At 59.7% G+C, this 21,119-nt stretch carries 23 protein-coding genes; 9 read left to right on the top strand and 14 right to left on the bottom strand.

Annotated elements, in window-relative coordinates; translation table 11 throughout:
* Positions 1-17: 17 nt before the first annotated feature.
* Positions 18-518, bottom strand: coding sequence for a 2-amino-4-hydroxy-6-hydroxymethyldihydropteridine diphosphokinase (gene folK, locus KR100_RS02250; protein ID WP_038542860.1), 501 nt, complete (start codon positions 516-518; stop codon positions 18-20).
* A 38-nt stretch (positions 519-556) separates the two neighbouring features.
* Between folK and KR100_RS02245 the strand changes: the two genes are divergently transcribed.
* Positions 557-2,629, top strand: coding sequence for a putative cobaltochelatase (locus KR100_RS02245; RefSeq protein WP_038542858.1), 2,073 nt, complete (start codon positions 557-559; stop codon positions 2,627-2,629).
* A gap of 25 nt (positions 2,630-2,654) precedes the next feature.
* Here KR100_RS02245 and KR100_RS02240 read toward each other — a convergent pair whose 3' ends face one another.
* Complete coding sequence (locus KR100_RS02240; RefSeq protein ID WP_204207761.1) at positions 2,655-3,575, bottom strand: MlaD family protein; 921 nt, start codon at positions 3,573-3,575, stop codon at positions 2,655-2,657.
* Positions 3,576-3,581: 6 nt separating this feature from the next.
* The gene (locus KR100_RS02235; protein ID WP_239420378.1) at positions 3,582-4,379 is read right to left on the bottom strand and encodes an ABC transporter ATP-binding protein; all 798 of its coding nucleotides are present in this window, start codon (positions 4,377-4,379) and stop codon (positions 3,582-3,584) included.
* 77 nt (positions 4,380-4,456) lie between these two features.
* Between KR100_RS02235 and yvcK the strand changes: the two genes are divergently transcribed.
* Positions 4,457-5,854: a gluconeogenesis factor YvcK family protein gene (yvcK, locus tag KR100_RS02230; protein WP_239420436.1), complete on the top strand. Its 1,398-nt coding sequence runs from the start codon at positions 4,457-4,459 to the stop codon at positions 5,852-5,854.
* On the opposite strand, the gene KR100_RS02225 is transcribed toward yvcK, so the two are convergent.
* Genes KR100_RS02225 through KR100_RS02215 form a run of 3 tightly spaced genes read right to left on the bottom strand, consistent with a single transcriptional unit; the run spans position 5,848 to position 7,514 of the window.
* Complete coding sequence (locus KR100_RS02225; protein ID WP_038542855.1) at positions 5,848-6,414, bottom strand: NAD(P)H-quinone oxidoreductase subunit J; 567 nt, start codon at positions 6,412-6,414, stop codon at positions 5,848-5,850. The genes yvcK and KR100_RS02225 overlap by 7 nt on opposite strands.
* Positions 6,411-7,148, bottom strand: a complete 738-nt coding sequence (gene nuoB, locus KR100_RS02220) for an NADH-quinone oxidoreductase subunit NuoB (protein ID WP_038542853.1) — start codon at positions 7,146-7,148, stop codon at positions 6,411-6,413. Before nuoB ends, KR100_RS02225 begins: the two co-directional genes overlap by 4 nt.
* Positions 7,149-7,151: 3 nt before the next feature.
* The gene (locus tag KR100_RS02215; RefSeq protein WP_038542851.1) at positions 7,152-7,514 is read right to left on the bottom strand and encodes an NAD(P)H-quinone oxidoreductase subunit 3; all 363 of its coding nucleotides are present in this window, start codon (positions 7,512-7,514) and stop codon (positions 7,152-7,154) included.
* Between the two features lie 84 nt (positions 7,515-7,598).
* On the opposite strand from KR100_RS02215, the gene KR100_RS02210 reads away from it, so the two are divergent.
* The 6 genes from KR100_RS02210 to KR100_RS02185 all read left to right on the top strand — a co-directional run bounded on the left by KR100_RS02210 (position 7,599) and on the right by KR100_RS02185 (position 9,818).
* Positions 7,599-8,003, top strand: coding sequence for a rubredoxin (locus KR100_RS02210; protein WP_038542849.1), 405 nt, complete (start codon positions 7,599-7,601; stop codon positions 8,001-8,003).
* An 11-nt stretch (positions 8,004-8,014) separates the two neighbouring features.
* Positions 8,015-9,016, top strand: coding sequence for a photosynthesis system II assembly factor Ycf48 (locus tag KR100_RS02205; RefSeq protein WP_038542847.1), 1,002 nt, complete (start codon positions 8,015-8,017; stop codon positions 9,014-9,016).
* A 71-nt stretch (positions 9,017-9,087) separates the two neighbouring features.
* Complete coding sequence (gene psbE, locus KR100_RS02200) at positions 9,088-9,336, top strand: cytochrome b559 subunit alpha (protein WP_038542845.1); 249 nt, start codon at positions 9,088-9,090, stop codon at positions 9,334-9,336.
* Positions 9,337-9,339: 3 nt separating this feature from the next.
* Positions 9,340-9,477, top strand: a complete 138-nt coding sequence (gene psbF / locus KR100_RS02195) for a cytochrome b559 subunit beta (protein WP_028953443.1) — start codon at positions 9,340-9,342, stop codon at positions 9,475-9,477.
* A 9-nt stretch (positions 9,478-9,486) separates the two neighbouring features.
* Positions 9,487-9,606 (top strand): photosystem II reaction center protein L, encoded by a 120-nt coding sequence (locus tag KR100_RS02190; protein ID WP_028953442.1) that lies wholly within the window; start codon positions 9,487-9,489, stop codon positions 9,604-9,606.
* An 11-nt stretch (positions 9,607-9,617) separates the two neighbouring features.
* The gene (locus tag KR100_RS02185) at positions 9,618-9,818 is read left to right on the top strand and encodes a photosystem II reaction center protein J (protein WP_028953441.1); all 201 of its coding nucleotides are present in this window, start codon (positions 9,618-9,620) and stop codon (positions 9,816-9,818) included.
* A gap of 148 nt (positions 9,819-9,966) precedes the next feature.
* On the opposite strand, the gene KR100_RS02180 is transcribed toward KR100_RS02185, so the two are convergent.
* Genes KR100_RS02180 through KR100_RS02170 form a run of 3 tightly spaced genes read right to left on the bottom strand, consistent with a single transcriptional unit; the run spans position 9,967 to position 13,318 of the window.
* Positions 9,967-10,989, bottom strand: a complete 1,023-nt coding sequence (locus KR100_RS02180; RefSeq protein WP_038542842.1) for an NAD-dependent epimerase — start codon at positions 10,987-10,989, stop codon at positions 9,967-9,969.
* Positions 10,986-12,422, bottom strand: coding sequence for a nucleotide sugar dehydrogenase (locus KR100_RS02175; RefSeq protein WP_038542840.1), 1,437 nt, complete (start codon positions 12,420-12,422; stop codon positions 10,986-10,988). The genes KR100_RS02180 and KR100_RS02175 overlap by 4 nt, the downstream gene beginning before the upstream one ends.
* Positions 12,419-13,318: a UDP-glucuronic acid decarboxylase family protein gene (locus KR100_RS02170; RefSeq protein ID WP_239420434.1), complete on the bottom strand. Its 900-nt coding sequence runs from the start codon at positions 13,316-13,318 to the stop codon at positions 12,419-12,421. The genes KR100_RS02175 and KR100_RS02170 overlap by 4 nt, the downstream gene beginning before the upstream one ends.
* On the opposite strand from KR100_RS02170, the gene KR100_RS16665 reads away from it, so the two are divergent.
* On the top strand, positions 13,214-13,432 hold the full coding sequence (locus KR100_RS16665; RefSeq protein ID WP_239420472.1) for a hypothetical protein: 219 nt from the start codon (positions 13,214-13,216) through the stop codon (positions 13,430-13,432). The genes KR100_RS02170 and KR100_RS16665 overlap by 105 nt on opposite strands.
* Positions 13,433-13,435: 3 nt before the next feature.
* Here the strand turns inward: KR100_RS16665 and hisS are convergent, their stop codons facing one another.
* The 5 genes from hisS to KR100_RS02145 are packed head-to-tail and all read right to left on the bottom strand — an operon-like array spanning position 13,436 to position 20,935.
* On the bottom strand, positions 13,436-14,728 hold the full coding sequence (hisS, locus tag KR100_RS02165; protein WP_038542836.1) for a histidine--tRNA ligase: 1,293 nt from the start codon (positions 14,726-14,728) through the stop codon (positions 13,436-13,438).
* A gap of 36 nt (positions 14,729-14,764) precedes the next feature.
* The gene (locus tag KR100_RS02160) at positions 14,765-16,015 is read right to left on the bottom strand and encodes a glycosyltransferase family 4 protein (protein WP_038542834.1); all 1,251 of its coding nucleotides are present in this window, start codon (positions 16,013-16,015) and stop codon (positions 14,765-14,767) included.
* Between the two features lie 5 nt (positions 16,016-16,020).
* Positions 16,021-17,328: an HlyD family efflux transporter periplasmic adaptor subunit gene (locus KR100_RS02155; protein WP_038542832.1), complete on the bottom strand. Its 1,308-nt coding sequence runs from the start codon at positions 17,326-17,328 to the stop codon at positions 16,021-16,023.
* A 2-nt stretch (positions 17,329-17,330) separates the two neighbouring features.
* Positions 17,331-20,285 (bottom strand): type I secretion system permease/ATPase, encoded by a 2,955-nt coding sequence (locus KR100_RS02150; RefSeq protein ID WP_038542830.1) that lies wholly within the window; start codon positions 20,283-20,285, stop codon positions 17,331-17,333.
* Positions 20,282-20,935 carry a peptidylprolyl isomerase gene (locus KR100_RS02145; protein ID WP_369793818.1) on the bottom strand — a complete coding sequence of 218 codons (654 nt, stop codon included), beginning with the start codon at positions 20,933-20,935 and terminating at the stop codon, positions 20,282-20,284. Before KR100_RS02145 ends, KR100_RS02150 begins: the two co-directional genes overlap by 4 nt.
* Positions 20,936-21,119: the final 184 nt, after the last annotated feature.

Here is a 21,119-nt window from a genome sequence, read left to right as displayed (position 1 = left end):
GGGAACAGGCTGAAGGGCTACCAGCATGGCGGGTGAGGCCCTTGCATCGCCTCCAACAACGGTTCCAGGACAAAAGTTCTCAGGTGCAACCTCGGATGGGGCAAGACCAGTCGAGCGGTCTCCAACCGCAATTCCCCCCAGAACAGCAGGTCGAGATCCAGGGTTCGTGGCCCCCAGCGCTGTTCCCGCTCACGATCACGGCCGAATTGACGCTCCAGCGCGTGGAGACGCTCCAGAAGCTGTAACGCCCACGCTTCTGAAGGCTGTCTGGCGATGTTGTTCACCAACACCACACCATTGAGATAACAAGGCTGATCCACAGGCCCAACCGGGTCGGTGGTCAGCAATGTTGACCAGTGGAACTGCAACGGCTGATCAGCCCAGGCGATCAGTTGCTCCTCCAGACGTGGACGTACAGCGGCAAGCGTCTCCCGCGGCTCACCAGCTGCACTGGCCTGGTTGGCCCCCAGAGCCACCGCCAACGGTTCCTGCAACGCTGCATCGTCTGCAAGGGGCATCGGCGAGACTGACCGGCACAGTCGGGCTGAACGCGTCCATGGTGGCAAGCGGTGTAGCGGCAACGGACGACCGGGCAACCCGTGCTTTCCCGCTGGCCGCGATCACCGGCCACGGCACCTTGAAACTCGCCCTCCTCCTGGCCGCCGTCGACCCAGGCCTCGGCGGGGTGGTGATCGCCGGTGGGCGCGGGACCGGCAAGTCCGTCCTCGCTCGTGGTCTGCACGCCTTGCTGCCACCGATCGACATCCTGGATGTGACCAGCAGCGTGGGACGCAATCTCGATCCCCAGACGCCCGAGGAATGGGACCCGGCCACCCGTGCACAGATCAGCGGGGAAGCCCCCTCCAAGGTCATCCCGGCGCCCTTTGTTCAGATCCCTCTCGGCAGCACAGAGGATCGCCTGGTGGGCGCCGTTGATGTGGCCGCCTCACTGGCCAGCGGCAGTTCGGTCTTCCAACCGGGCCTGCTGGCCGATGCCCACCGTGGCGTGCTCTATGTCGATGAGCTCAACCTGCTTGACGACGGCATCGTCAACCTGATGCTCGCAGCTGTGGGAAGCGGCGAAAACCGGGTGGAACGGGAGGGACTCAGCCTCAGCCATCCCTGTCGCCCCTTGCTGATTGCGACGTACAACCCGGAGGAAGGCAACGTGCGCGATCACCTCCTCGATCGCTTCGCCATCGCCCTCTCCGCCAACCAGTTGGTAACAACCGAGCAGCGCGTGGAGATCACCAATGCCGTGTTGAACCATGGCCAGTGCAGCCGCACCTTCGCGGAGACCTGGGCGGAGGAGACCGACGCCCTGGCCACCCAGTTGCTGCTCGCGCGCCAATGGCTGCCGGATGTGAAGATCAGTCGCGAGCAGATCCAGTACCTCGTCAACGAAGCCATCCGTGGTGGCGTGGAAGGTCACCGCTCGGAGCTCTACGCCGTGCGGGTCGCTCGCGCCAATGCCGCGCTCAGCGGCCGTGATCGAGTCGAAGCTGACGACCTCCAGGTCGCTGTGGCCCTGGTGATCGCTCCCCGCGCTTCCCAGCTGCCACCTCCGGATCAGCAGATGGAGCCACCCCCACCGCAGGATCAGGAACCCCCTCCACCGCCGGAAGGCGAAACGCCGCCGGAGGACGAGCAGGAGCCGCCGGAGGACCGTGATGACAGCGATGACGAGCCGGACAACGATGAGGAGGACACCCCTGAAGACCAGTCGCCTCCTTCGATCCCGGAGGAATTCATGCTCGACCCCGAGGCCGTGGCCATCGACCCGGACCTGTTGCTGTTCAACGCTGCAAAAAGCAAGAGCGGAAGCAGCGGCAGCCGATCGATGGTGATGAGCGACAGCCGCGGCCGTTACGTCAAACCGATGCTGCCCCGAGGGCCCGTCAGGCGCATTGCCGTGGACGCCACACTGCGGGCCGCCGCACCACACCAGAAGGTGCGCCGCGAACGGCAACCGGAACGGACGGTGATCGTGGAGGAGAGTGACCTGCGAGCGAAGTTGCTGCAGCGCAAGGCCGGAGCGCTGGTGGTGTTCCTGGTGGATGCCAGCGGATCGATGGCACTGAATCGAATGCAAAGCGCCAAGGGTGCTGTGATCCGTCTGCTTACGGAGGCCTACGAAAACAGGGACGAGGTGGCCCTGATCCCGTTCCGCGGTGATCAGGCCGAGGTGCTGCTGCCTCCCACGCGCTCGATCACCGCCGCCCGCAGGCGCCTGGAGTCGATGCCCTGTGGTGGCGGCTCACCGCTGGCCCATGGCCTGACCCAGGCGGCCCGCGTCGGCGCCAATGCACTGGCCACAGGAGATCTCAGCCAGGTGGTTGTCGTGGCGATCACCGATGGGCGCGGCAACGTTCCACTCAGCACCTCCCTGGGTCAGCCGGAGCTGGAGGGCGAGGACAAACCCGACCTCAAGCAGGAAGTTCTGGATGTCGCGAGGCGCTACCGCATGCTGGGCATCAAATTGCTGGTGATTGACACAGAGCGGAAATTCATCGGCAGCGGTATGGGCAAGGATCTGGCTGAGGCCGCCGGCGGAAGATACGTACAACTTCCCAAAGCCAGCGATCAGGCCATTGCAGCCGTGGCGATGGACGCCATCAGCATGATTTGATGAGGAATTTGAATCAGTAACGGCCCTAATTGGTCTCGGCGGGATAAATCTCCGAAAACAACTCACCAAGTCCGATGGTGACGTTGCGCAAACCCTTCATGAATTCCGGGTCTGAGGTCAACTTCTCGACATCGCCGCCAACTGCATCGATCTTGGCAGTGAGCTGGCTGGCGTTGTAAGCGGTCTGACGTAACTCATTCAAGGTGGCCGGGTTGTCCAGAGACGCCACGATGTTGTTCACGTGGGCCGATGCCTTCACAGCATTGGTCGTGGCGGCATTGAGATTGGAAATCATCGGCTCAGCTTTTGCAATCTCCGTCTGAAGTTGCTTCACGAGCACATCAATTTCCTTGGTCGTGAGGTCGGCATTGGCCAGAAACTCTGAAGCGTCCTTCGCCGTGTCTTCAAACTGGCGGGTGGATTGGGCCAGAGCTGGCACCAACCTGGCCTTTTCGGCTTCAGATAGCAGCTGCTGAAGCGTTCTGGTCACGGTGGCGATGCTGGGGGCCTGCAAGCCACGGATCGTGCCACCGTCGCAAAGCTGTTTTGCTGGGTTGCACTGTCCAGAACGTGGCATCGGAGCATCCTTCGGCAGCGCTGCACCCTCGCTCACCAAAGACACCTGAGCATCCCCGCCCAACAGTGAACCCGGAGCAACCGTGGCGGTCACGGGCATCGGCAACCTGAGATCTCCCTGGCTGATCTCCAGGTCAGCCACCACGGCGCCGGGGGTCACACGGATCGACTTCACCGATCCGACAAGGATCCCCCTGTAGGTGACCGGTGAGCGCTCGGCCAGTCCGGATGCATCGGAGAACTGGGCCGTGATTTTCCACTCACTCGCACCAAGACGAACGCCCCGCATCCAGGCCACCGTTGCCGCGAAGCCAACGATGGCGCCGATGACTGAGAAACCGACGATGGCATCACGGACACTGCGTCTCATCGGCAATCAGTGCGCAGGCTGCATCGGTCCGCGCAGGCTACCGGTCCTGAACTGTTCAACAAACGGGTTGTCCGAACTGCGGAACTCCTCCACCGAGCCCTGCCACTGGAAGTGACCTCCATAAACCATCACCACCCGCTCAGCCGAGCGCTCGATTGTGCTGCGCACATGGCTGACTACCACAGAGCAGCCCCTGGCCACGGTGGTGGTTTTCACAATCAGATCCTCAATTCTAGTGGACGCCACGGGGTCCAGTCCGGCCGTGGGTTCGTCGTACAGCAACAACGGCATGGTCTGATCGCTGCGCTGCGGATCGTCGATCAGAGCCCGGGCAAAACTCACACGTTTCTGCATCCCGCCACTCAGCTCCCCCGGATACTGATCCGCCACATCAAAAAGGCCCACTTCCTCCAGGCAGGCCTCGACGCGTTCAGCGATCTCCTGATCGGACAATCCACCCTTTTTGCGGAGCAGAAAACCAACGTTTTCACCGACCGTGAGCGACGCCAGCAAGGCGGGGTTCTGAAACACCAGGCGCACGTCGGGGGGATTGTCCTGGTCAAGGCGCAGATAACTCTGACGCTTTCCAAACAGGCGCAGTTCTCCCTCCGTGGGCATCTGCAGCCCGGCCAGCAGTCTCAGCACCGTGGATTTTCCGGCTCCAGATGGCCCCACCACCGCCAGTCGCTCTCCGGGCTGCATCGCCAGGTTGACGGCGTCCAGAACACGCCGCGACCCCCACTGCATCGTTAGGTCGCACATCTCGACCACCGGTTGGGACTCGGTCACAGCGGGACGCGTCATTTGGGCCACATCCTGGCTCGAGTCGACAATCTCCGTACAGTTCAGGCGACGCCCTGCCTTCACGCTTCTTGGCGCCTGTGACCACGCAGAGCAGAAAACGACAAGCCAAGGCGCTGAGAGACCAGCGGCGGCGCGATCTGCTGACGCGCTCCCGCCGCGCCGTGCGCTGGCTGCAGCCCGGTCTCGTGGTGAAGCGCTGGGTACTCACCTCAGGCCTTGGCCTGCTCATGGCCCTGCTTGGAGCAGCGGTCTGGGCAGATCTGAAGCCCATCTACTGGATCCTGGAAACCCTGAGCTGGTTTCTCAGCTTCATCACCGCGGTGCTGCCAAGGGAGATCACCGGTCCCCTTGTGGTGCTGTTGGGCATCGGTCTTCTGCTCTGGGGCCAGAGCCGCAGCTTCGGGTCGATTCAGCGCGCCCTTGTCCCAGACAAGGACACGATCCTGGTGGACGCGCTGCGCGCCAAGAGCCGTCTCAACCGCGGACCCAGCATTGTCGCGATCGGCGGCGGCACAGGTCTGTCGACCCTGCTGAGCGGGCTGAAGCGGTACAGCAGTCACATCACCGCGATCGTCACCGTGGCCGATGACGGCGGCAGCAGCGGGGTGCTTCGCAGAGAGTTGGGCGTACTGCCGCCGGGAGACATCCGCAACTGCCTCGCCGCTCTTTCGACGGAAGAACCCCTGCTGACGCGCCTGTTTCAGTACCGCTTCTCCGCTGGCAGTGGTCTCGAGGGACACAGCTTTGGAAACCTGTTCCTCTCCGCCCTGACGGCGATCACCGGCAACCTGGAAACGGCCATTACTGCCTCCAGTCGAGTGCTGGCGGTTCAAGGCCAGGTTGTTCCCGCCACCAACGTTGATGTGCGCCTCTGGGCGGAACTGGAAAACGGAGATCGCATCGAGGGCGAAAGCAATATCGGCAAGGCCCCGAGCCCGATCGTGCGCCTTGGCTGCCTGCCGGAGCGTCCACCAGCCCTTCCGAGAGCTCTCGAAGCCATCGCCAATGCCGATCTGATCCTGCTCGGGCCGGGCAGTCTGTACACCTCCCTGCTGCCCAACCTTCTGGTTCCAGAGCTTGTGTCAGCCATCCAGGCCAGTCGCGCCCCGAGGCTCTACATCTGCAATCTGATGACCCAACCGGGAGAGACGGACGGCCTTGATGTCAGCGGACATCTGCGGGCGATCGAGGCTCAACTCGCCAGCATCGGCATCAGCCGCCGTTTGTTCACGGCTGTTCTGGCTCAGGATGATCTCGGATCATCACCCCTGGTGGACCACTACCGATCCCGGGGCGCTGACCCGGTGATCTGCAATCTCGACAGCCTGCGTCAGGATGGGTACGACGTCATGCAGGCACCGTTGCAGGGAGCGAGACCCACAGCAACGCTTCGCCATGACCCACGAAGCCTGGCCTTGGCTGTGATGCGTTTTTACCGAAAACATCGTCGCGATGCGAGCGGGCGCGATCAGTAGGCGTCCTGAAGCTCGTAAAAGTCCGGTTGGATGTAATCCTTGCGCAGTGGCCATCCCTTCCAGTCTTCCGGCATCAGGAGGCGCTTTGGATGTGGATGACCCTCGAACTGGATGCCGTACATGTCGAACGTCTCACGTTCCTGCCAGTCCGCACCACGGAACAGACCATAAATGGATGGAAGGGTTGGTTTGCCTTCTCGGTCGAGGAACACCTTCAGACGAACTTCGCGGAGCTTGACGTCAGAGGACTTCGCCAAAGCATCAACCTGCTCAGCCATGGCCAGGAAGTGGTAGAAGCAGACAAGCTGTTTGCCTGGACCTTCGTCGTATCCACCCTGCACCTGCAGATAGTCGAAGCCATTGGCTTTCAGTGCCGCCGCAATGATGGGCAACATCGGAGCGTCCACACCGACCTGCTCCACGCCGACGTGATCTGAGTCGAGCGAAGCATGCTCGAAGCCCTGCTGACTCAGCCACTGGCTCACCGCACCAGGCTCGGAGGCAACGACAGCACTGGAGTCGTTGTCTGGATCAGGGGTCTTTGCTGGGGATTCAGTCATGACTCAACTGGTTCAGCAGCAGGGGTGAGAACGGCCGCATCCGTCTTCAGAGCCTGGCCGGGAGCTGCAGCCAGAGCCTCGCGTTGTGAATCCGCCCGCAGGTACTCGCCGGTCACAGCTGGCTCGACCCGTTTCATCTGGTGCGACACCGTGAAGTAACGATGCGTCTGCTGATGCTGATAACGCTCGGCGATGGAATCGTTGCCCACTTTCTTGCGGAGCTTGATCACGGCATCGAAGATCGACTCAGGCCTGGGTGGGCATCCCGGCAGGTATAGATCAACAGGGATCAATTTGTCGACTCCCCGCACCGCTGTTGTTGAGTCGGCACTGAACATGCCACCGGTGATCGTGCATGCACCCATGGCGATCACGTATTTCGGCTCTGGCATCTGCTCGTAGAGACGCACGAGGGCAGGGGCCATTTTCATGGTGACCGTGCCTGCCACGATCAGCAGATCAGCCTGTCTCGGTGAGCTTCTGGGCACCAATCCAAACCGGTCGAAATCGAAGCGGGAACCAATCAGGGCTGCAAACTCAATGAAGCAACAGGCCGTTCCGTAAAGCAGCGGCCAGAGGCTGCTCAGACGGGCCCAGTTGTGCAGATCATCCAGACTCGTGAGGATGACGTTCTCGCTGAGATCTGTTGTGACCTGCGGGGCACCGACAGGACCACAGGTCGTTTCCCGCAGATCGCGGACTGCTGTGATGGAAGGGGTTGAAGGTTCAGTCATGGCTCAGCTCCACTCGAGGGCACCCTTGCGCCAGGCGTAGGCCAGAGCCACTAGCAGGATGGCGATGAAAATCAGCGCTTCGATGAAGGCCAGAAGCCCCAATCGATGAAACGCGACGGCCCATGGATAGAGAAAAACGGTCTCCACGTCAAAGATGACGAAGACCAGGGCAAACATGTAGTAGCGGATGTTGAACTGAATCCAGGCCCCACCGATCGGTTCCATGCCTGATTCGTACGTGAGCTGACGCTCACCGGCTCGGCTCCTGGGAGCCAGCAGTTTGTTGGTGATCAGCGCCAGCGCCGGAACGGCAGCGGCGATTAGAAGAAAGCCAAGAAAGGCGTCGTAACCGGGCAGGGCGAACATGGGCGTCCCCATCATCGTTGGGCAGTCTGGCACTCACTGACTGCAGGTGACGCCGATAGAGTCATTTGGCATGACATCACTGCGGTGAGCGACGAGATTCAGTCCGTTGAGGACACGAGCGCCTCGCCCGAGATCGCAGCGGAGGCAGCTGCCGCAGCGGAACCCGAGAGCGATCCACGCACCCACCGTTATGAGTGCCGCAGTTGCGGCTACGTCTACGACCCCGATGAAGGTGTCAAAAAGGTCGGAATCGCTGCCGGCACGGCTTTTGAGGACCTTGATCCCCTGAGCTTCCGCTGCCCGGTTTGTCGCAGCAGGGTTCCGGCCTTTCGCGATATCGGTCCCCGTGCCAAAGCCAGTGGCTTTGAGGAGAACCTCAATTACGGCCTCGGCGTGAACCGGCTGACACCGGGTCAGAAGAACGTTCTGATTTTCGGAAGTCTGGCTCTGGCCTTTGCCTTCTTCCTGTCGCTTTATTCCCTCCGTTGACCAGCTCAGCCATGAACAGACTGCTGTCCTCGATCGTCAATCTGGTGCTCGTGATGGTGCTCGGCGTCAGCCTCAGCGGCTGCGTCACCACGAAACTGCCCATCGCCGCCGCCAGTCCCTGGGAGGCCCAGATCCTGAAGACCCAGGCCAATCCTCTGGATGTGGCTTTCACTGATGCGAACCACGGCTTTCTGGTCGGCAGCAACCGGATGATTCAGGAAACTGATGACGCAGGCCGGAGCTGGAACGAACGCAGCCTCGACCTACCGGACGAAGAAAACTTTCGGCTCATCAGCATTGATTTCAAGGGTCAGGAAGGGTGGATCGCTGGACAACCCGGCCTGCTGATGCACAGCACCGATGGCGGTCAGAACTGGACTCGTCTGTTCCTCGACACGAAGCTGCCCGGTGAGCCGTATCTGATCACTGCCCTGAGCTCCAACACCGCAGAACTGGCTACCAATGTCGGAGCTGTCTACGAGACCCATGACGGGGGTGGAAGCTGGGAGGCGAGGGTGACCGATGCCGCTGGAGCCGTGCGTGATCTGCGCCGCAGCGAAGACGGCAGCTACGTGAGTGTGAGCAGCCTCGGCAATTTCTATGCCACCTGGGAACCTGGCGATGCTGTGTGGCAGGTGCATCAACGCGTCAGCAGCCAGCGACTGCAGAGCATTGGATACCAACCTGACGGAAATCTCTGGATGGTGGCTCGTGGTGCTCAGATCCGTTTCAACGATGATCCCGGCGATCTTGAAAGCTGGAGCAAGCCCATCATTCCGATCACCAATGGTTACGGCTATTTGGACATGGCATGGGATGAAAAAGGGGACATCTGGGCCGGCGGAGGCAACGGCACCCTTCTGGTCAGTCATGACGACGGCGACAACTGGGAGATCGACCCAGTCGGAGACCGCCAACCGAGCAATTTCACCCGCATCGTTCTGGAAGGGGAGCACGCCTTCGTCCTCGGCGAGCGAGGCAATCTGCTGCGTTGGATCGGCAACGCTGTGTAACTGGAGAGGACCCGCTCCGACGACCACCCTGGACAGCCCTTTAAGATCTCCGGGCTGATACGCCCGAGGCCATGGCTGCAGGCTCTACAGGAGAACGCCCGTTCTTCGAAATCATCACGAGCATCCGCTACTGGGTGATTCACGCCGTGACTCTTCCGGCAATTTTTTTGGCTGGATTCCTGTTTGTGTCCACGGGCCTTGCCTATGACGCATTCGGCACTCCTCGTCCTGACGCTTACTTCCAGGCGACTGAAAGCAAGGCTCCTGTTGTGAGCCAGCGTTATGAGGGCAAATCTCAACTTGATGTTCGCTTGAAATAAGCCATGACACAGGCCCCCATGTCCACCACGCCGCGCAACTACCCGATTTTCACGGTGCGCTGGCTTGCCGTACACACCCTTGGTGTTCCAACGGTCTTCTTCCTCGGCGCCCTCGCCGCGATGCAGTTCATCCGACGCTGATCCACACCAATGGAACGCAATCCCAACCCGAACAATCTTCCGGTTGAGCTGAACCGCACAAGTCTCTTCCTGGGGCTGCTTTTTGTGTTCACAACCGGAGTTCTGTTCTCCAGCTACTTCTTTAACTGAGGTCTGAGTTCATGAGCGGAAAGAAATCTCCCTTCCCCGACGGTCGCATCCCTGATCGTTTACCGGATGGTCGCCCTGCTGTTCCATGGCGCTCCCGCTGGACCGAAGGCGTTCTTCCTCTGTGGCTTGTCGCTACAGCAGGTGGAATGGCCGTTCTGTTTGTGGTTGGCCTGTTCTTCTACGGCTCCTACACCGGTGTCGGTTCGGCCTGATCAGAGCTCGATCACATTTGTTCGATTGGCTGATGGTCGGTTGACAATCAGCTCATGGTTTCCAAATCGGCCATGGGGCCGATTTTTTTATGCAATGACGGAAGGTTTGCGCGCCGAGGTTGCCGATCACCGATTAATGAACCATCGATCAGACCGCATAAAAGTCCCGATACCAGCGAGCAAAACGCGCAACGCCAACCTCAATCGATGTTGATGGTCGGAAGCCCACCCAGTCCTCCAGCGCCTGTGTATCGGCGGCCGTCGCCACCACATCCCCTGGCTGCATGGGCTGAAAGGTCTTGATCGCCTCACGCCCCAACGCCTTTTCCATCACTTCAATGAATCGCAGCAGGGGAGTTGGTTGGCTGTTGCCGATGTTGAACACCCGATGGGGAGCTGCAGCTGTTGCCGGGTCGGGATTCAGCGGATCAAACAGGGGGTCGGCGGTTGCGGGTTTGTCGCAGCAGCGAAGCACCCCCTCCACGATGTCGTCGATATAGGTGAAGTCCCGCTGCATCCGACCGTGATTGAACACCTTGATCGGCTCGCCGGCGAGGATGGCCCGTGCGAACAACATCGGCGCCATATCCGGGCGTCCCCATGGGCCATACACCGTGAAGAAGCGCAGACCGGTGGCCGGCAAGCCATAAAGGTGGCTGTAGGTGTGCGCCATCAGTTCATTGGCCTTTTTGCTGGCCGCGTAAAGACTGACGGGATGATTCACGGGCTGCCGCTCATGAAACGGGAGATTGCGGTTGCCCCCGTACACCGAACTGCTTGAGGCGTACACCAAGTGCCGCACGCCATGGTGGCGGCACCCTTCAAGAACGTGCCCGAAACCGACAAGGTTGCTCTGGATGTAAGCGGCTGGGTTCTCAAGCGAGTAGCGAACACCCGCCTGAGCCGCCAGATTCACGACCACCTGCGGTGACTCCTCAGCGAACAACGCCATCAGGGCCTCGCCCTCCTCAAGGGCCATGGACTCAAATCGCCAGGATTGCTCCGAAGCCATCGCCTGGATCTGATCCAGTCGTGCCTGTTTCAGCGAGGGGTCGTAATAACTGTTGAGGTTGTCAAGACCAACAACGCGATCGCCCTGCTGAAGCAGTCGTTGCGTCAAGGCAGCCCCAATGAAGCCAGCGGCTCCGGTGACGACAACCGTACGGCTCACTGAGCGCCGTCACCCACGCGCCAGTAGGTCAGCCCGGCGGACTGAACCTCAGCCCGATCGACAACGGAACGGGCATCAAAGACCCAGGCGGGACGCCGCATGCGTTGGGCCAGATCCTTCCAGTCCAGATGGCGGTAGAGAGTCCACTCGGTGAGGATCAGCACCGCATCGGCCCCAGCCACGGCCTGTTCGACACTTCCAGCGGTCCACCAGCTTCCCTGGCCACTCAAGGCCTGGGATGTGGTTCCCGTCTCTGGATCGGGCACCACCGATTCGAGTCGAAGATCGCGGGAAATCTGAGAGGGTTCCACCTTGGGATCATGGATCGCCAGCTGCGCACCTTCCTCAAGAAGATCGCGGGAAATTCGAATGGCAGGCGCCTCGCGAGTGTCATTCGTATCCGCTTTGAAAGCGAAACCCAGAATCGCCAAGCGCTTTCCGGTCACCGTGCCGAACAACCGCTGAACGACCAAACGCGAGATCCGGTGCTGCTGCCAGGTATTGAGATGGACCACGCTTTCCCAGTAATCAGCGACTTCAGGCAGTCCGAAATGGCGGCAGAGATACACCAGGTTGAGGATGTCCTTCTGGAAACAACTCCCCCCAAATCCCGGACCGGACTGAAGAAATTTCGGACCAATGCGACTGTCCGTACCGATGGCGCGCGCAACCTCCCGCACATCAGCACCAGTGGACTCACAGAGGGCTGCCACCGAATTGATCGAGCTGATCCGCTGGGCCAGAAAGGCGTTGGCGGTGAGTTTGGAGAGTTCACTGCTCCAGAGATTGGTGCGCAGAATGCGATCGTCCGGAACCCATTGCCCATAGACCGCTGCCAAGGACTGGATGGATCGTTCGTCCTCCCCGCCGATCAAGACCCGATCCGGCGTCTCAAGATCCCTGATCGCTGTGCCCTCGGCCAGGAACTCGGGATTGGAGAGTACGGAGAAGGTGCGCGGCACATCACCGTTGCCAGGTGGATCCTGAGCCGCTTCCAGAATTGTTTTGATGGCTTCGGCGGTGCGGACCGGCAATGTGCTCTTTTCCACGACGATCGTGTGGCCTGTGGCTGCCTTGGCCACCTGACGGGCACAAGCCTCAACCCAGCGCAGATCACTGGCCTGGCCTGCCCCTAAACCCTTCACCTTGGTGGGTGTGTTGACGGAGATGAACACCATGTCCGCCTCCCCAATCGCCCCATCCACGTCCGTGGAAAAGAAAAGGTTGCGCCCACGGGCACGACCCACCACCGCATCGAGGCCAGGCTCATAGACAGGCAAACGACCGAGGTCCGCGTCATTCCAGGCCGCGATGCGCTGATCATTGAGGTCCACCACGATGACCTGGACATCAGGACAACGATCGGCAATCACGGCCATGGTCGGTCCACCGACGTAACCGGCTCCAATGCAGCAGATCCGCCGAATCGTCATGCCGTCACTCCGGAGTCCACGTCGTTCTGAACGGAGAGGACCTTACGGAACCATTCGATCGTCGGGCCCAGTCCCTGCTCCAGAGAAACAGTCGGCTGCCAGTCAAGTTCACGACGGGCAAGGTCAATCACCGGCTGGCGCTGCAACGGATCATCCGCTGGCAAGGGCTTTTCAATCAGTGGAAGATCCGAGTTCACGCGATCGCGGATCAACTCCGCCAGCTGCCGGATCGTGAACTCTCCTGGATTACCGATATTCATCGGACCGGTGTGGGAGCCCTTCATCAGGCGGATCATTCCCTCGACGAGGTCGCTCACGTAGCAGAACGAGCGCGTTTGACTGCCATCTCCGTACAACGTCAGAGGCTCTCCCTTGAGTGCTTGAACGATGAAATTGCTCACCACCCGGCCATCGTCAGGGAGCATGCGAGGTCCATAGGTATTGAAGATCCGCATGACACGAATTTCAGTGCCATGCATCCGCTGGTAGTCGAAACAAAGTGTCTCTGCGATCCGCTTTCCCTCGTCATAACAACTGCGTAGTCCGATCGTATTCACACAACCTCGATAACTTTCTGGCTGGGGATGAATTTCAGGATCGCCATACACTTCGCTGGTACTTGCAAGAAGCAAGCGGGCACCAACCCGTCTGGCAAGACCCAACATGTTGTAGGTACCGAGGAAACTTGTTTTCGCCGTCTTGATTGGATTGAACTGATAGTGAACCGGTGACGCAGGGCAGGCAAGATGCCAGATGCGATCACATTCGAGCCGAATGGGATCAGTCACATCGTGGCGGATCAATTCAAAGCGTGGATGAGCCATCCACTGGGAAATATTCTTCTTACGGCCTGTGAAATAGTTATCAAGACAGATCACTTCCTCGCCGGCCTGCATCAGGCGATCAATCAAATGGGAACCGACGAAACCGGCTCCACCCGTCACCAGATTGATCAAAAACTTCCGGAAATTTTCAAAAAAGTACCACGCATGATCCGGTGGATGACCTGATCTCTAGGGATCCATCAGAGCCTGGACCACAGCACGATGGTCTCCTAAAGGCAAGCAACGTTCCTCACCCTCCGTCTGCAGTGGCTTGAGGCGAACCTCACCACGGCAGGCCTCGTCATCGCCCAGCACCAGAACCCAACGGGCTCCGCTGCGATCTGCCCGCTTGAACTGCTTGGCGAAGCCCGCGCCACTGCCATCCAAGTCCACTGACAATCCAGCCAGTCGCAGGGATCTGACCAGACCCAAAGCTGCCGCCTCAGCCTGCTCTCCCCGATTCACCACGAAAAGATCCGGCACTTGCGATGCCGTGAGCCTGGCGGCCAGGCCACCGGGATCCTGGGAAGCCGCCGACTCAAGGACCAGGATGAGCCGTTCCAATCCCAGGGCCCAGCCAATGGCAGGGGTTGCAGGCCCCCCCAGCTGCTCCACCAAACCGTTGTACCGACCACCACCGCAGACCGTGGCTTGCGCACCGAGCTGGTCACTGGTGATCTCGAAGGCGGTGTGCCCGTAGTAGTCGAGGCCACGCACCAGGCGCGGATTCAGGCGAAAGGGGATGCCGAGGGCCTGAAGTCCCTGCTGCACATGCTCAAATCGCTCACGACTTTCGGATCCAAGAGCGTCAATCAACCGCGGGGCCGACTCCAGTAACCCCTGGGTATCGAGATTCTTGGAATCCAGAATCCGCAGCGGATTGCTCTCCAGACGCGACCTGGAATCGTCGTCCAGAGCATCGCGACGATCCTGCAACCAACCCACCAGCGCTGACCGATAAGCCTGTCGATCCTCCACGGAGCCGAGGCTGTTGAGCTCGAGCTCAAGGCCGCCAACACCCAGCTGAGCAAGCAGATCCCAGGCCAGGGCAATCACCTCGACATCACTGCGAGGGCTGGCAGCCCCCAACCACTCAACCCCGATCTGATGAAACTGGCGTTGACGTCCGGCCTGCGGACGCTCGTAGCGAAACATGGGGCCGCAGTACCAGAGCCGCTGGGGGCCCTGGCTCAACAGACCATGCTCGAGCGCAGCTCGAACAACGGAAGCCGTGCCCTCCGGCCGCAGGGTGCAGGAGCGATCTCCACGATCCTGAAACGTGTACATCTCCTTGCCGACAACATCGGTGGCCTCTCCGATGCCGCGGCAGAACAACTCCGTGGTCTCCAGCATTGGCGTCCGGATTTCACCGAAACCGGAGCGACGAAAATGCTCCCGTGCAACAGCCTCAACCGCTTGCCATCGCTGCAGAGCGTCCGGCAGAAGATCCACCATGCCCCGGAGGCTCTTCAGTTGCGTCAAGACGGACGATCGCAATCAGCGCTCCAGTTTGCCGCTTCAGGCTCCGATCGAACCGCTGGCCACCAGATTGATCAGGGCCAGATGGCGAGACACGCAGGCATTCAGCTCATAGGTCTGCTGAACCGTCTGTCGTGCAGCCTCGCCAAAGACACGGGCACGCTCTCGATCGTTGAGCAACTCGGTCACAGCGGTTGCGAGGTCTCCGGGTGAGAAGAAATCAACCAGCAAACCGTTGTGCCCATGGCGGATTGCCTCACGCACTGGAGCCGTATCGGAGCCCACAACGGCGCAACCGCAGGCCATCGCTTCGAGAAGACTCCAACTCATCACGAAGGGATAGGTGAGATACACGTGGCAAGCACTCAACTGCAGCAGGGGGATGAAGCTCTCGTAGGGGAGTGTGCCGGTGAAACAAACTTTGGAGGGGTCATAGCGGCCATCGATTTCAGCCAGAAAACGGTCCCCCCATTCGCCCTCGTCGCAGGCAGCGCCGTAGCTCACCCCCTTGGTGTCGCCAACGATCACGATGCGGGCCTCCGGGCATTGCTCCTGAAGAAGAGGAATCGCTCTGATGAAGGTGTGACAGCCCCGGTAGGGCTCAAGGCGGCGGTTGACGAACGTGACGACCGGCTGCCCCGTCTCCAGAACAGTCCCATCCGGCAGGGTCAGGGGATCCGGGCTGGGATCCGGCTTGGCCCGTTCGGTATCCACTCCGTCGTGGATCACGCTGATGCGCTGGCGCCAGAACGAAGGAAAACTGCTGGCCTGAAAATGTGTCGGGGAAACATTCCACGTGGATTGCTCCAGGGCCAGGTGTAGATAGGCATTTTTCATAATCAACTTCGACTGGGCATACCACGACCTCTCTTCGTGGAATTCCGGATCAAAATTGGAATCGAACCCATGTTCGTTGTAAAAGAATTCCTGATAGCAAAGCAATGGAGAATTGGGCCAAATCGTCCTCAGGAAAAGTGGCTCACCCCAGCCAGGATGAGCCAAAATGACATCTGGATTAAATCCCTTTTTTTGAAGCTGTTCCGCTGCTCTCGTACAACCTTCAGCACGAATCACTTTGGTTTCAGTTTCCATCACCAAGGGATGGATTCCACGTGTATTCCCTCGGTCAAGTTTATAGCGGAAGTAATTTAATTCCTCAGGAAGAGGTCGATGCTTATCCAGCTCATTAACACCAAGCGCAACTAATTGATGCCCACCAAACCGAGCCAGTCTCTGAACAATATGCAGATATTGACCAGGAAAGTTCTGGTGGATGAACAGAATCCGCATCAACCTCAGAGTCTCTGCAAAGACTCAGCCTTGTCCTGGAACTCACCCAGCAGAAGCTGCAGATAGGAGACCTTACGCAACTTGATGTTGGCCGTGAGACTCATGCCCACACCAAGCCGTAGATCAGCCCCGCTTTTCAGCTTCAACTGCTGGCTGGCCAACGCGATCGTGACTGGAAAGGCCAGCTCCTGACGTTGCTCCTGAGGGTCAGGAGGCAGGGAATCAGAGCCAACCTTGCTCACTTCACCTTGAAGAACGCCGAAGTCAGTTGATGGATAGGAGTCAATGCTGATGTCCGACTCCATCCCGGTGCGCACAAAACCGATCTTGTTGCTGGGGACCTCAACCCTGGCCTCCAGGGCCCCATAGTCTTCCTGGCCTCCGGGCCCATCCTGGCGGTACGGAACAATCTTCATCACGGTTTCGGTGCTCTGCGCCGTGTAACCGGGGGAGGTGGGCTGCATGTCAAAGACCAGGCCACGAACAGGTGACTTCAGCTCCTGATAACGAAGCGTCACGGTGGCCTCGGTGAGCTTCGCCTTCAGATCCGCCTGCTGAAGCTTGAGCTGTTGCACCGATTGCTGCAGTTGATTGATGTTCTGTTCCAGCTGCTGAATGCCCTGGTTCAGAACCGCTGTCTGGCGTTGTTGATCAAGCTCACTCTGCATCAAGTTGCCCCTGGTTTCTTCCACCCTGTTCTTCTGACTCAGAAACTGAAGCTCTGATTCAGCTCCTTCCAACGCCAACTTTTCGTACCTCGTGAGAATCTCCGAATCCAGCTGGAGTTTGTTCTTCAGCATGGACACCTCTTCCTGGGTCATCTCAATCGTGCGGGCCAGCTCCGTTTTCTTGAGATCAAGCTCCAGAAACTCGAGCTTCAGCTCCTGTTGCTTGAGGGCCAGGGTTTCTTCAATGGCCTTGAGCTGGGTTTCGAATGAGATTTTCTGCTCGTTGCTGGTCTCCGTATCCAGCTTGATCAACACCTGGCCAGCCTGAACCTCCTGGCCGTCCTTCACCAGGATCTGCTGGACAACACCGCCGACAGGCATCTGAATCTTTTTCACTGAGCCAATCGGCTCGAGCTTCCCAGTCGCCACGACGATTTCCTCCGTGCGGGCCAGTGCCAGCCAGGCCACACCGAAGACCGTGGTGCCGATCAGGGTCCAGGTGACCGTCCGCATCCAGAAACGGCTCTGCTGCAGAACGGACTCGTCGTACTTGGTGATTGAAACGGTCGAACCAGTGACGTCCTCAACCTCCGGCTGCTGTGCCAGGGAACCGCCCCGAAAACGCTTGAAGGGATTCAACTTCATGGTCAGGCGTCCCCCTGTTGGCGATAGAGGGCGTAGTAACGCCCGCGATGGTTCATCAGATCGTCATGGGTGCCGACTTCGACGATGGCGCCCTTGTCGAGCATCACGATCATGTCTGCGTTGCGGATGGTGGACAGACGGTGGGTGATGAAGAAAACCGTGCGATCGTTCAGATTTTCAAGCAGGTTGTCGCAGACCTTGCGCTCGGTTTCGTAGTCGAGAGCGCTTGTTGCCTCATCCATCACAAGCAGTTTCGGATTGCTCAGCAGGGTTCTGGCGATGGCGACCCGCTGACGCTGACCGCCACTCAGAGCAGCACCCCGTTCACCGACCGGAGTGCTGTAGCCGCTTGTCAGATCCATGATGAAGTCGTGGGCATTGGCCAGTCGGGCCGCCCGGACGATCTCCTCGCTGGACGCCTCTGGATTCGTCAGAGCGATGTTCTCACTCACGGTGCCGCTGAACAACAAGGGATCCTGGGGAACGATCCCGATCTGACGGCGCAGCGAGTAGAGCTCCACCTTGCCGATGTCGTAGCCGTCAATGAGGATGCGCCCCTCGCCAGGGTCATAGAGGCGCGGCAGGAGTTTCATCAACGTGCTTTTGCCGCTGCCGCTCTGGCCGACGATGCCGACAAAGGTTCCTGACGGGACTTCCAGATTCACATCCTTGAGAACCTCCGGCTGACCGGGGCGGAAACGGAAGGACAGATCTTCGAAGCGAACCTGGCCTTGCAGAGGAGGCAGCATCACCTTCGACTTGTCGACCTCATCCGATTCCTCGGGCGTGTCAATCACATCGGCGAGGCGCTCGAAGCTGACTCGCAGCTCCTGGATGTTCTGCCAGATCGTCGACAACCTCAGCAGTGGTTGCGTCACGTATCCGGAGATGATCCGGAATGCGATCAACTGGCCGAGGGTCAGATCACCGCTGAGCACCATCGAGGCGCCGATCCAGAGCACCATCAGCTGGGAGATCTTCTGAAGAACCTGACTGGTCTGGTTCAGCGCCGTCCCGGTGATCGTTTTTTCGAAGGTGCGGGCGATGTACTGGGAATAAAACTCCTGCCACCGCCAACGACTCACCATCTCGACGTTCTGAGCCTTCACCGTCTGAATGCCGGTGAGCACCTCCACGAGGTGGCTCTGGGTCTTGGCGTTTTCTTCAGCAGCAGCCCGGAACTGCCGTCGGAACAACGGCGCCCCCAGCAGCGTGAGACCGATCTGAATCGGCAGCACGGACAGGGCAATCAGCGTCAGCAGCCAGCTGTAGACCACCATCACGGCGATGTAGATCAACGAAAAGGCGGCATCCAGAATCGTGGTGAGAGCCTGGCCTGTGAGGAAGTTGCGGATCTTCTCAAGCTCAGCGACACGGGTCCCCAGTTCACCGACCGGTCGACGATCGAAGTATCCGAGCGGCAGGCGCAGCAGATGATCGATCACTTCCGCACCCAACCGCTGATCGATACGGTTCGTGGTTTCCGCAAACAAAAAAGTCTTGAGGCTGCCGAGCACACCTTCAAGGATCGTCACCACCACGAGAGCGATCCCGAGCACCTGTAGGGTGTCGAGGCTTCGCTGGCTGATCACCTTGTCGATGATCACCTGAATCAGCAGAGGGTTGGCCAGCGTGAACAGCTGGACGACAAAACTGGCCGCCAACACCTGGATCAGCACACCCCGGTAACGCTTCAGCGCCGGCCAGAACCAGCCGGGCCCGAACTTCTGATCCGGTGTTGCATTGGATCGCTCCATCAAGAGCAATTCGATCCCTTCAGGGAAGTTCTCCTCGAGGTCGTCCGGTAGCAGCGTGACCATCCCATGCTTCGGGGAGGCCAGCTTCAGAGCCCCTTCATGGCTAGCCACCACGAGAGCGAATCCGTTGTTCCAGGGCACCAGCGATGGAACCTGGAGGCGTGTTCCGGCAGCAGCGGGCACCCGCGCAGCCATCACGTGCAGCCCAAGGCTGGCCGCCAGCTGGCCGCAAAGCTGAAGGTTGGGAGTCAGTCCTCGGCGCAGGTTGTCCTGGAGAACCTTTTCGATCGAATCCCGCCGGAATGGCAGCTTCATCAGCTGCGCCAGCATCTGGAAACAGGCCAGGGTCTCCTGCAGGGGCCCATCCGCGCGAATCAAGCGCAGGCTGTCGACCACATTGCGTTCCGGGCTATAGCGACTGACCGGAGGCAGCGTTTCTCCCGCCTCGGAATCCTCGAAAGGAATCAGGTCACCACCGATGCTGTCCCCGTCCGTCTCCTGATCGGCAGGAGCGAGCGTCTGCGACAGGCGTTGCTCAAAGTCTTCGGGCAACCCGACAAGACGTGGACGGAAGCGCCCGCTGGATTCAAGGTCACTGATGGAATGGACAGCCTTGCCGATCTCATCAGCACCCCAGTGGGAGGAGAGAAAGAGCCGCTGCCCCTCGGCGAGGGCCGCATCGATCGCAGCAGCCTCCGCCGCACAACGCTTGGACAGTTTCAGACCATCCTCAAGCAGCTCAAGCGCCGTGTCCTCAACACTGGCGGAACGTTCGGCGAGAATCTCCAGGAGCTGCAGCAGTTCCTGGGGCCAGATCTGACGATTACACCACGTCTGGAAGGCCGTTTCCGAGCTGTACAGATCACTCCAGAGCTCATCACTGATGGAACAGGCCACCACCTCCTGGGAAGCGACGATGTTTTCACAGGGTTGCCCCATCAAGAGGCTGGCCGCTCCCAGAACACTGCCGGGGCCGAATTTGCCGACGGTGGTCAGCCGACCGTTGTGGCGTCCGACAAGGCGTGCCTGGCCCTGAAGCACCACCAACACCCTGGCTGGGATGTCGTCCGGCTCAACCAGTTGCTGCCCGAGTTCAAACCGTAGCACCTTGGTGCCCTGGCGCAAGCGTGATGCACCGGCATCACTCAGACCCTTGAAGGCCGGATGCTTGAGCAGGGGAAACGGAGGTGACGTCGTCATGACTGGGTAGTGGCGTCAACGTTCCCGTTCAGTTGGCTCAACGTAGTTATGGTCTGCTCGTTGATCCACTCATCAAACATTTCCCGGCACATTCGGTCAGAAATCTCATCGGTGAAGGTGGCTGGGGAATAGCGCTCCAAACGCACCACAAGCCACCAGTCGGAGATACGGAACGGTTCGAGCAACACACCCGGCTGGGACACCCTCAACTTTTCAACCAGCGACGGATGGGCCTGGGTGAGCGGAACAGGGCCAACGATTCCGTTGGTGTTGCGCTCCGGACCTTCGGCGTAGCGCTTGGCCAGATCAGCGAAGTTGGATTCGCCGGACTCGATCTGGAGATACAACTCCCTGGCGAGAAAGCGGTTCTCCAGACGCAACAGGCTGTACACCACCTGATCCAGCTCATTTTTCCGCTCGAGGAAACGCGCTTCCGCCTTCACAGCAAATCGATCCCTGGCCGTGGCCCGCTGCTGAATGCCCCGCTTCAACTGATCCAGCACCGCCTGCTCCGGACGACCCAGCTCCTCGAGCAGTGATGGCCACTCCTCCATCGTCTCGTAACCCCGTCGCTCAAGCAGACCCTGGCGGGCACGAAGCAGGGAGTCGTCGTCCACAGGAGTCTGCGAGACGGCCTCGACGATCAGCATCTGTTCAACAAGCGGGCGCAGCAAATTGAACCTTTGCAGAAGGGCTCTGCCATCAGAGCCAATCAAACGCTTCAGCTCAGCAACCGCTGATCCACTCTCCACGTCAGAACCATCAACTCTCGAACCTTAGGGATGAACTCCAGCAGTGACAGGCGATTTGAAGGCCTACTCCAGAATCATGTCG

It is taken from the genome of Synechococcus sp. KORDI-100 (genome assembly GCF_000737535.1).
Lineage (GTDB): Bacteria > Cyanobacteriota > Cyanobacteriia > PCC-6307 > Cyanobiaceae > Parasynechococcus.
This window is presented reverse-complemented; position numbering and strand designations above follow the sequence as displayed.

What these genes read in the sequence shown, in the direction of transcription:
- folK (WP_038542860.1), bottom strand. Translation starts at nt 518, where the DNA reads ATGCCCCTTGCAGACGATGCAGCGTTGCAGGAACCGTTGGCGGTGGCT.
- KR100_RS02245 (WP_038542858.1), top strand. Translation starts at nt 557, where the DNA reads ATGGTGGCAAGCGGTGTAGCGGCAACGGACGACCGGGCAACCCGTGCT.
- KR100_RS02240 (WP_204207761.1), bottom strand. Translation starts at nt 3,575, where the DNA reads ATGAGACGCAGTGTCCGTGATGCCATCGTCGGTTTCTCAGTCATCGGC.
- KR100_RS02235 (WP_239420378.1), bottom strand. Translation starts at nt 4,379, where the DNA reads ATGACGCGTCCCGCTGTGACCGAGTCCCAACCGGTGGTCGAGATGTGC.
- KR100_RS02225 (WP_038542855.1), bottom strand. Translation starts at nt 6,414, where the DNA reads ATGACTGAATCCCCAGCAAAGACCCCTGATCCAGACAACGACTCCAGT.
- nuoB (WP_038542853.1), bottom strand. Translation starts at nt 7,148, where the DNA reads ATGACTGAACCTTCAACCCCTTCCATCACAGCAGTCCGCGATCTGCGG.
- KR100_RS02215 (WP_038542851.1), bottom strand. Translation starts at nt 7,514, where the DNA reads ATGTTCGCCCTGCCCGGTTACGACGCCTTTCTTGGCTTTCTTCTAATC.
- KR100_RS02205 (WP_038542847.1), top strand. Translation starts at nt 8,015, where the DNA reads ATGAACAGACTGCTGTCCTCGATCGTCAATCTGGTGCTCGTGATGGTG.
- psbE (WP_038542845.1), top strand. Translation starts at nt 9,088, where the DNA reads ATGGCTGCAGGCTCTACAGGAGAACGCCCGTTCTTCGAAATCATCACG.
- psbF (WP_028953443.1), top strand. Translation starts at nt 9,340, where the DNA reads ATGACACAGGCCCCCATGTCCACCACGCCGCGCAACTACCCGATTTTC.
- KR100_RS02190 (WP_028953442.1), top strand. Translation starts at nt 9,487, where the DNA reads ATGGAACGCAATCCCAACCCGAACAATCTTCCGGTTGAGCTGAACCGC.
- KR100_RS02185 (WP_028953441.1), top strand. Translation starts at nt 9,618, where the DNA reads ATGAGCGGAAAGAAATCTCCCTTCCCCGACGGTCGCATCCCTGATCGT.
- KR100_RS02175 (WP_038542840.1), bottom strand. Translation starts at nt 12,422, where the DNA reads ATGACGATTCGGCGGATCTGCTGCATTGGAGCCGGTTACGTCGGTGGA.
- KR100_RS02170 (WP_239420434.1), bottom strand. Translation starts at nt 13,318, where the DNA reads ATGCAGGCCGGCGAGGAAGTGATCTGTCTTGATAACTATTTCACAGGC.
- KR100_RS02160 (WP_038542834.1), bottom strand. Translation starts at nt 16,015, where the DNA reads ATGCGGATTCTGTTCATCCACCAGAACTTTCCTGGTCAATATCTGCAT.
- KR100_RS02155 (WP_038542832.1), bottom strand. Translation starts at nt 17,328, where the DNA reads ATGAAGTTGAATCCCTTCAAGCGTTTTCGGGGCGGTTCCCTGGCACAG.
- KR100_RS02150 (WP_038542830.1), bottom strand. Translation starts at nt 20,285, where the DNA reads ATGACGACGTCACCTCCGTTTCCCCTGCTCAAGCATCCGGCCTTCAAG.
- KR100_RS02145 (WP_369793818.1), bottom strand. Translation starts at nt 20,935, where the DNA reads ATGCTGATCGTCGAGGCCGTCTCGCAGACTCCTGTGGACGACGACTCC.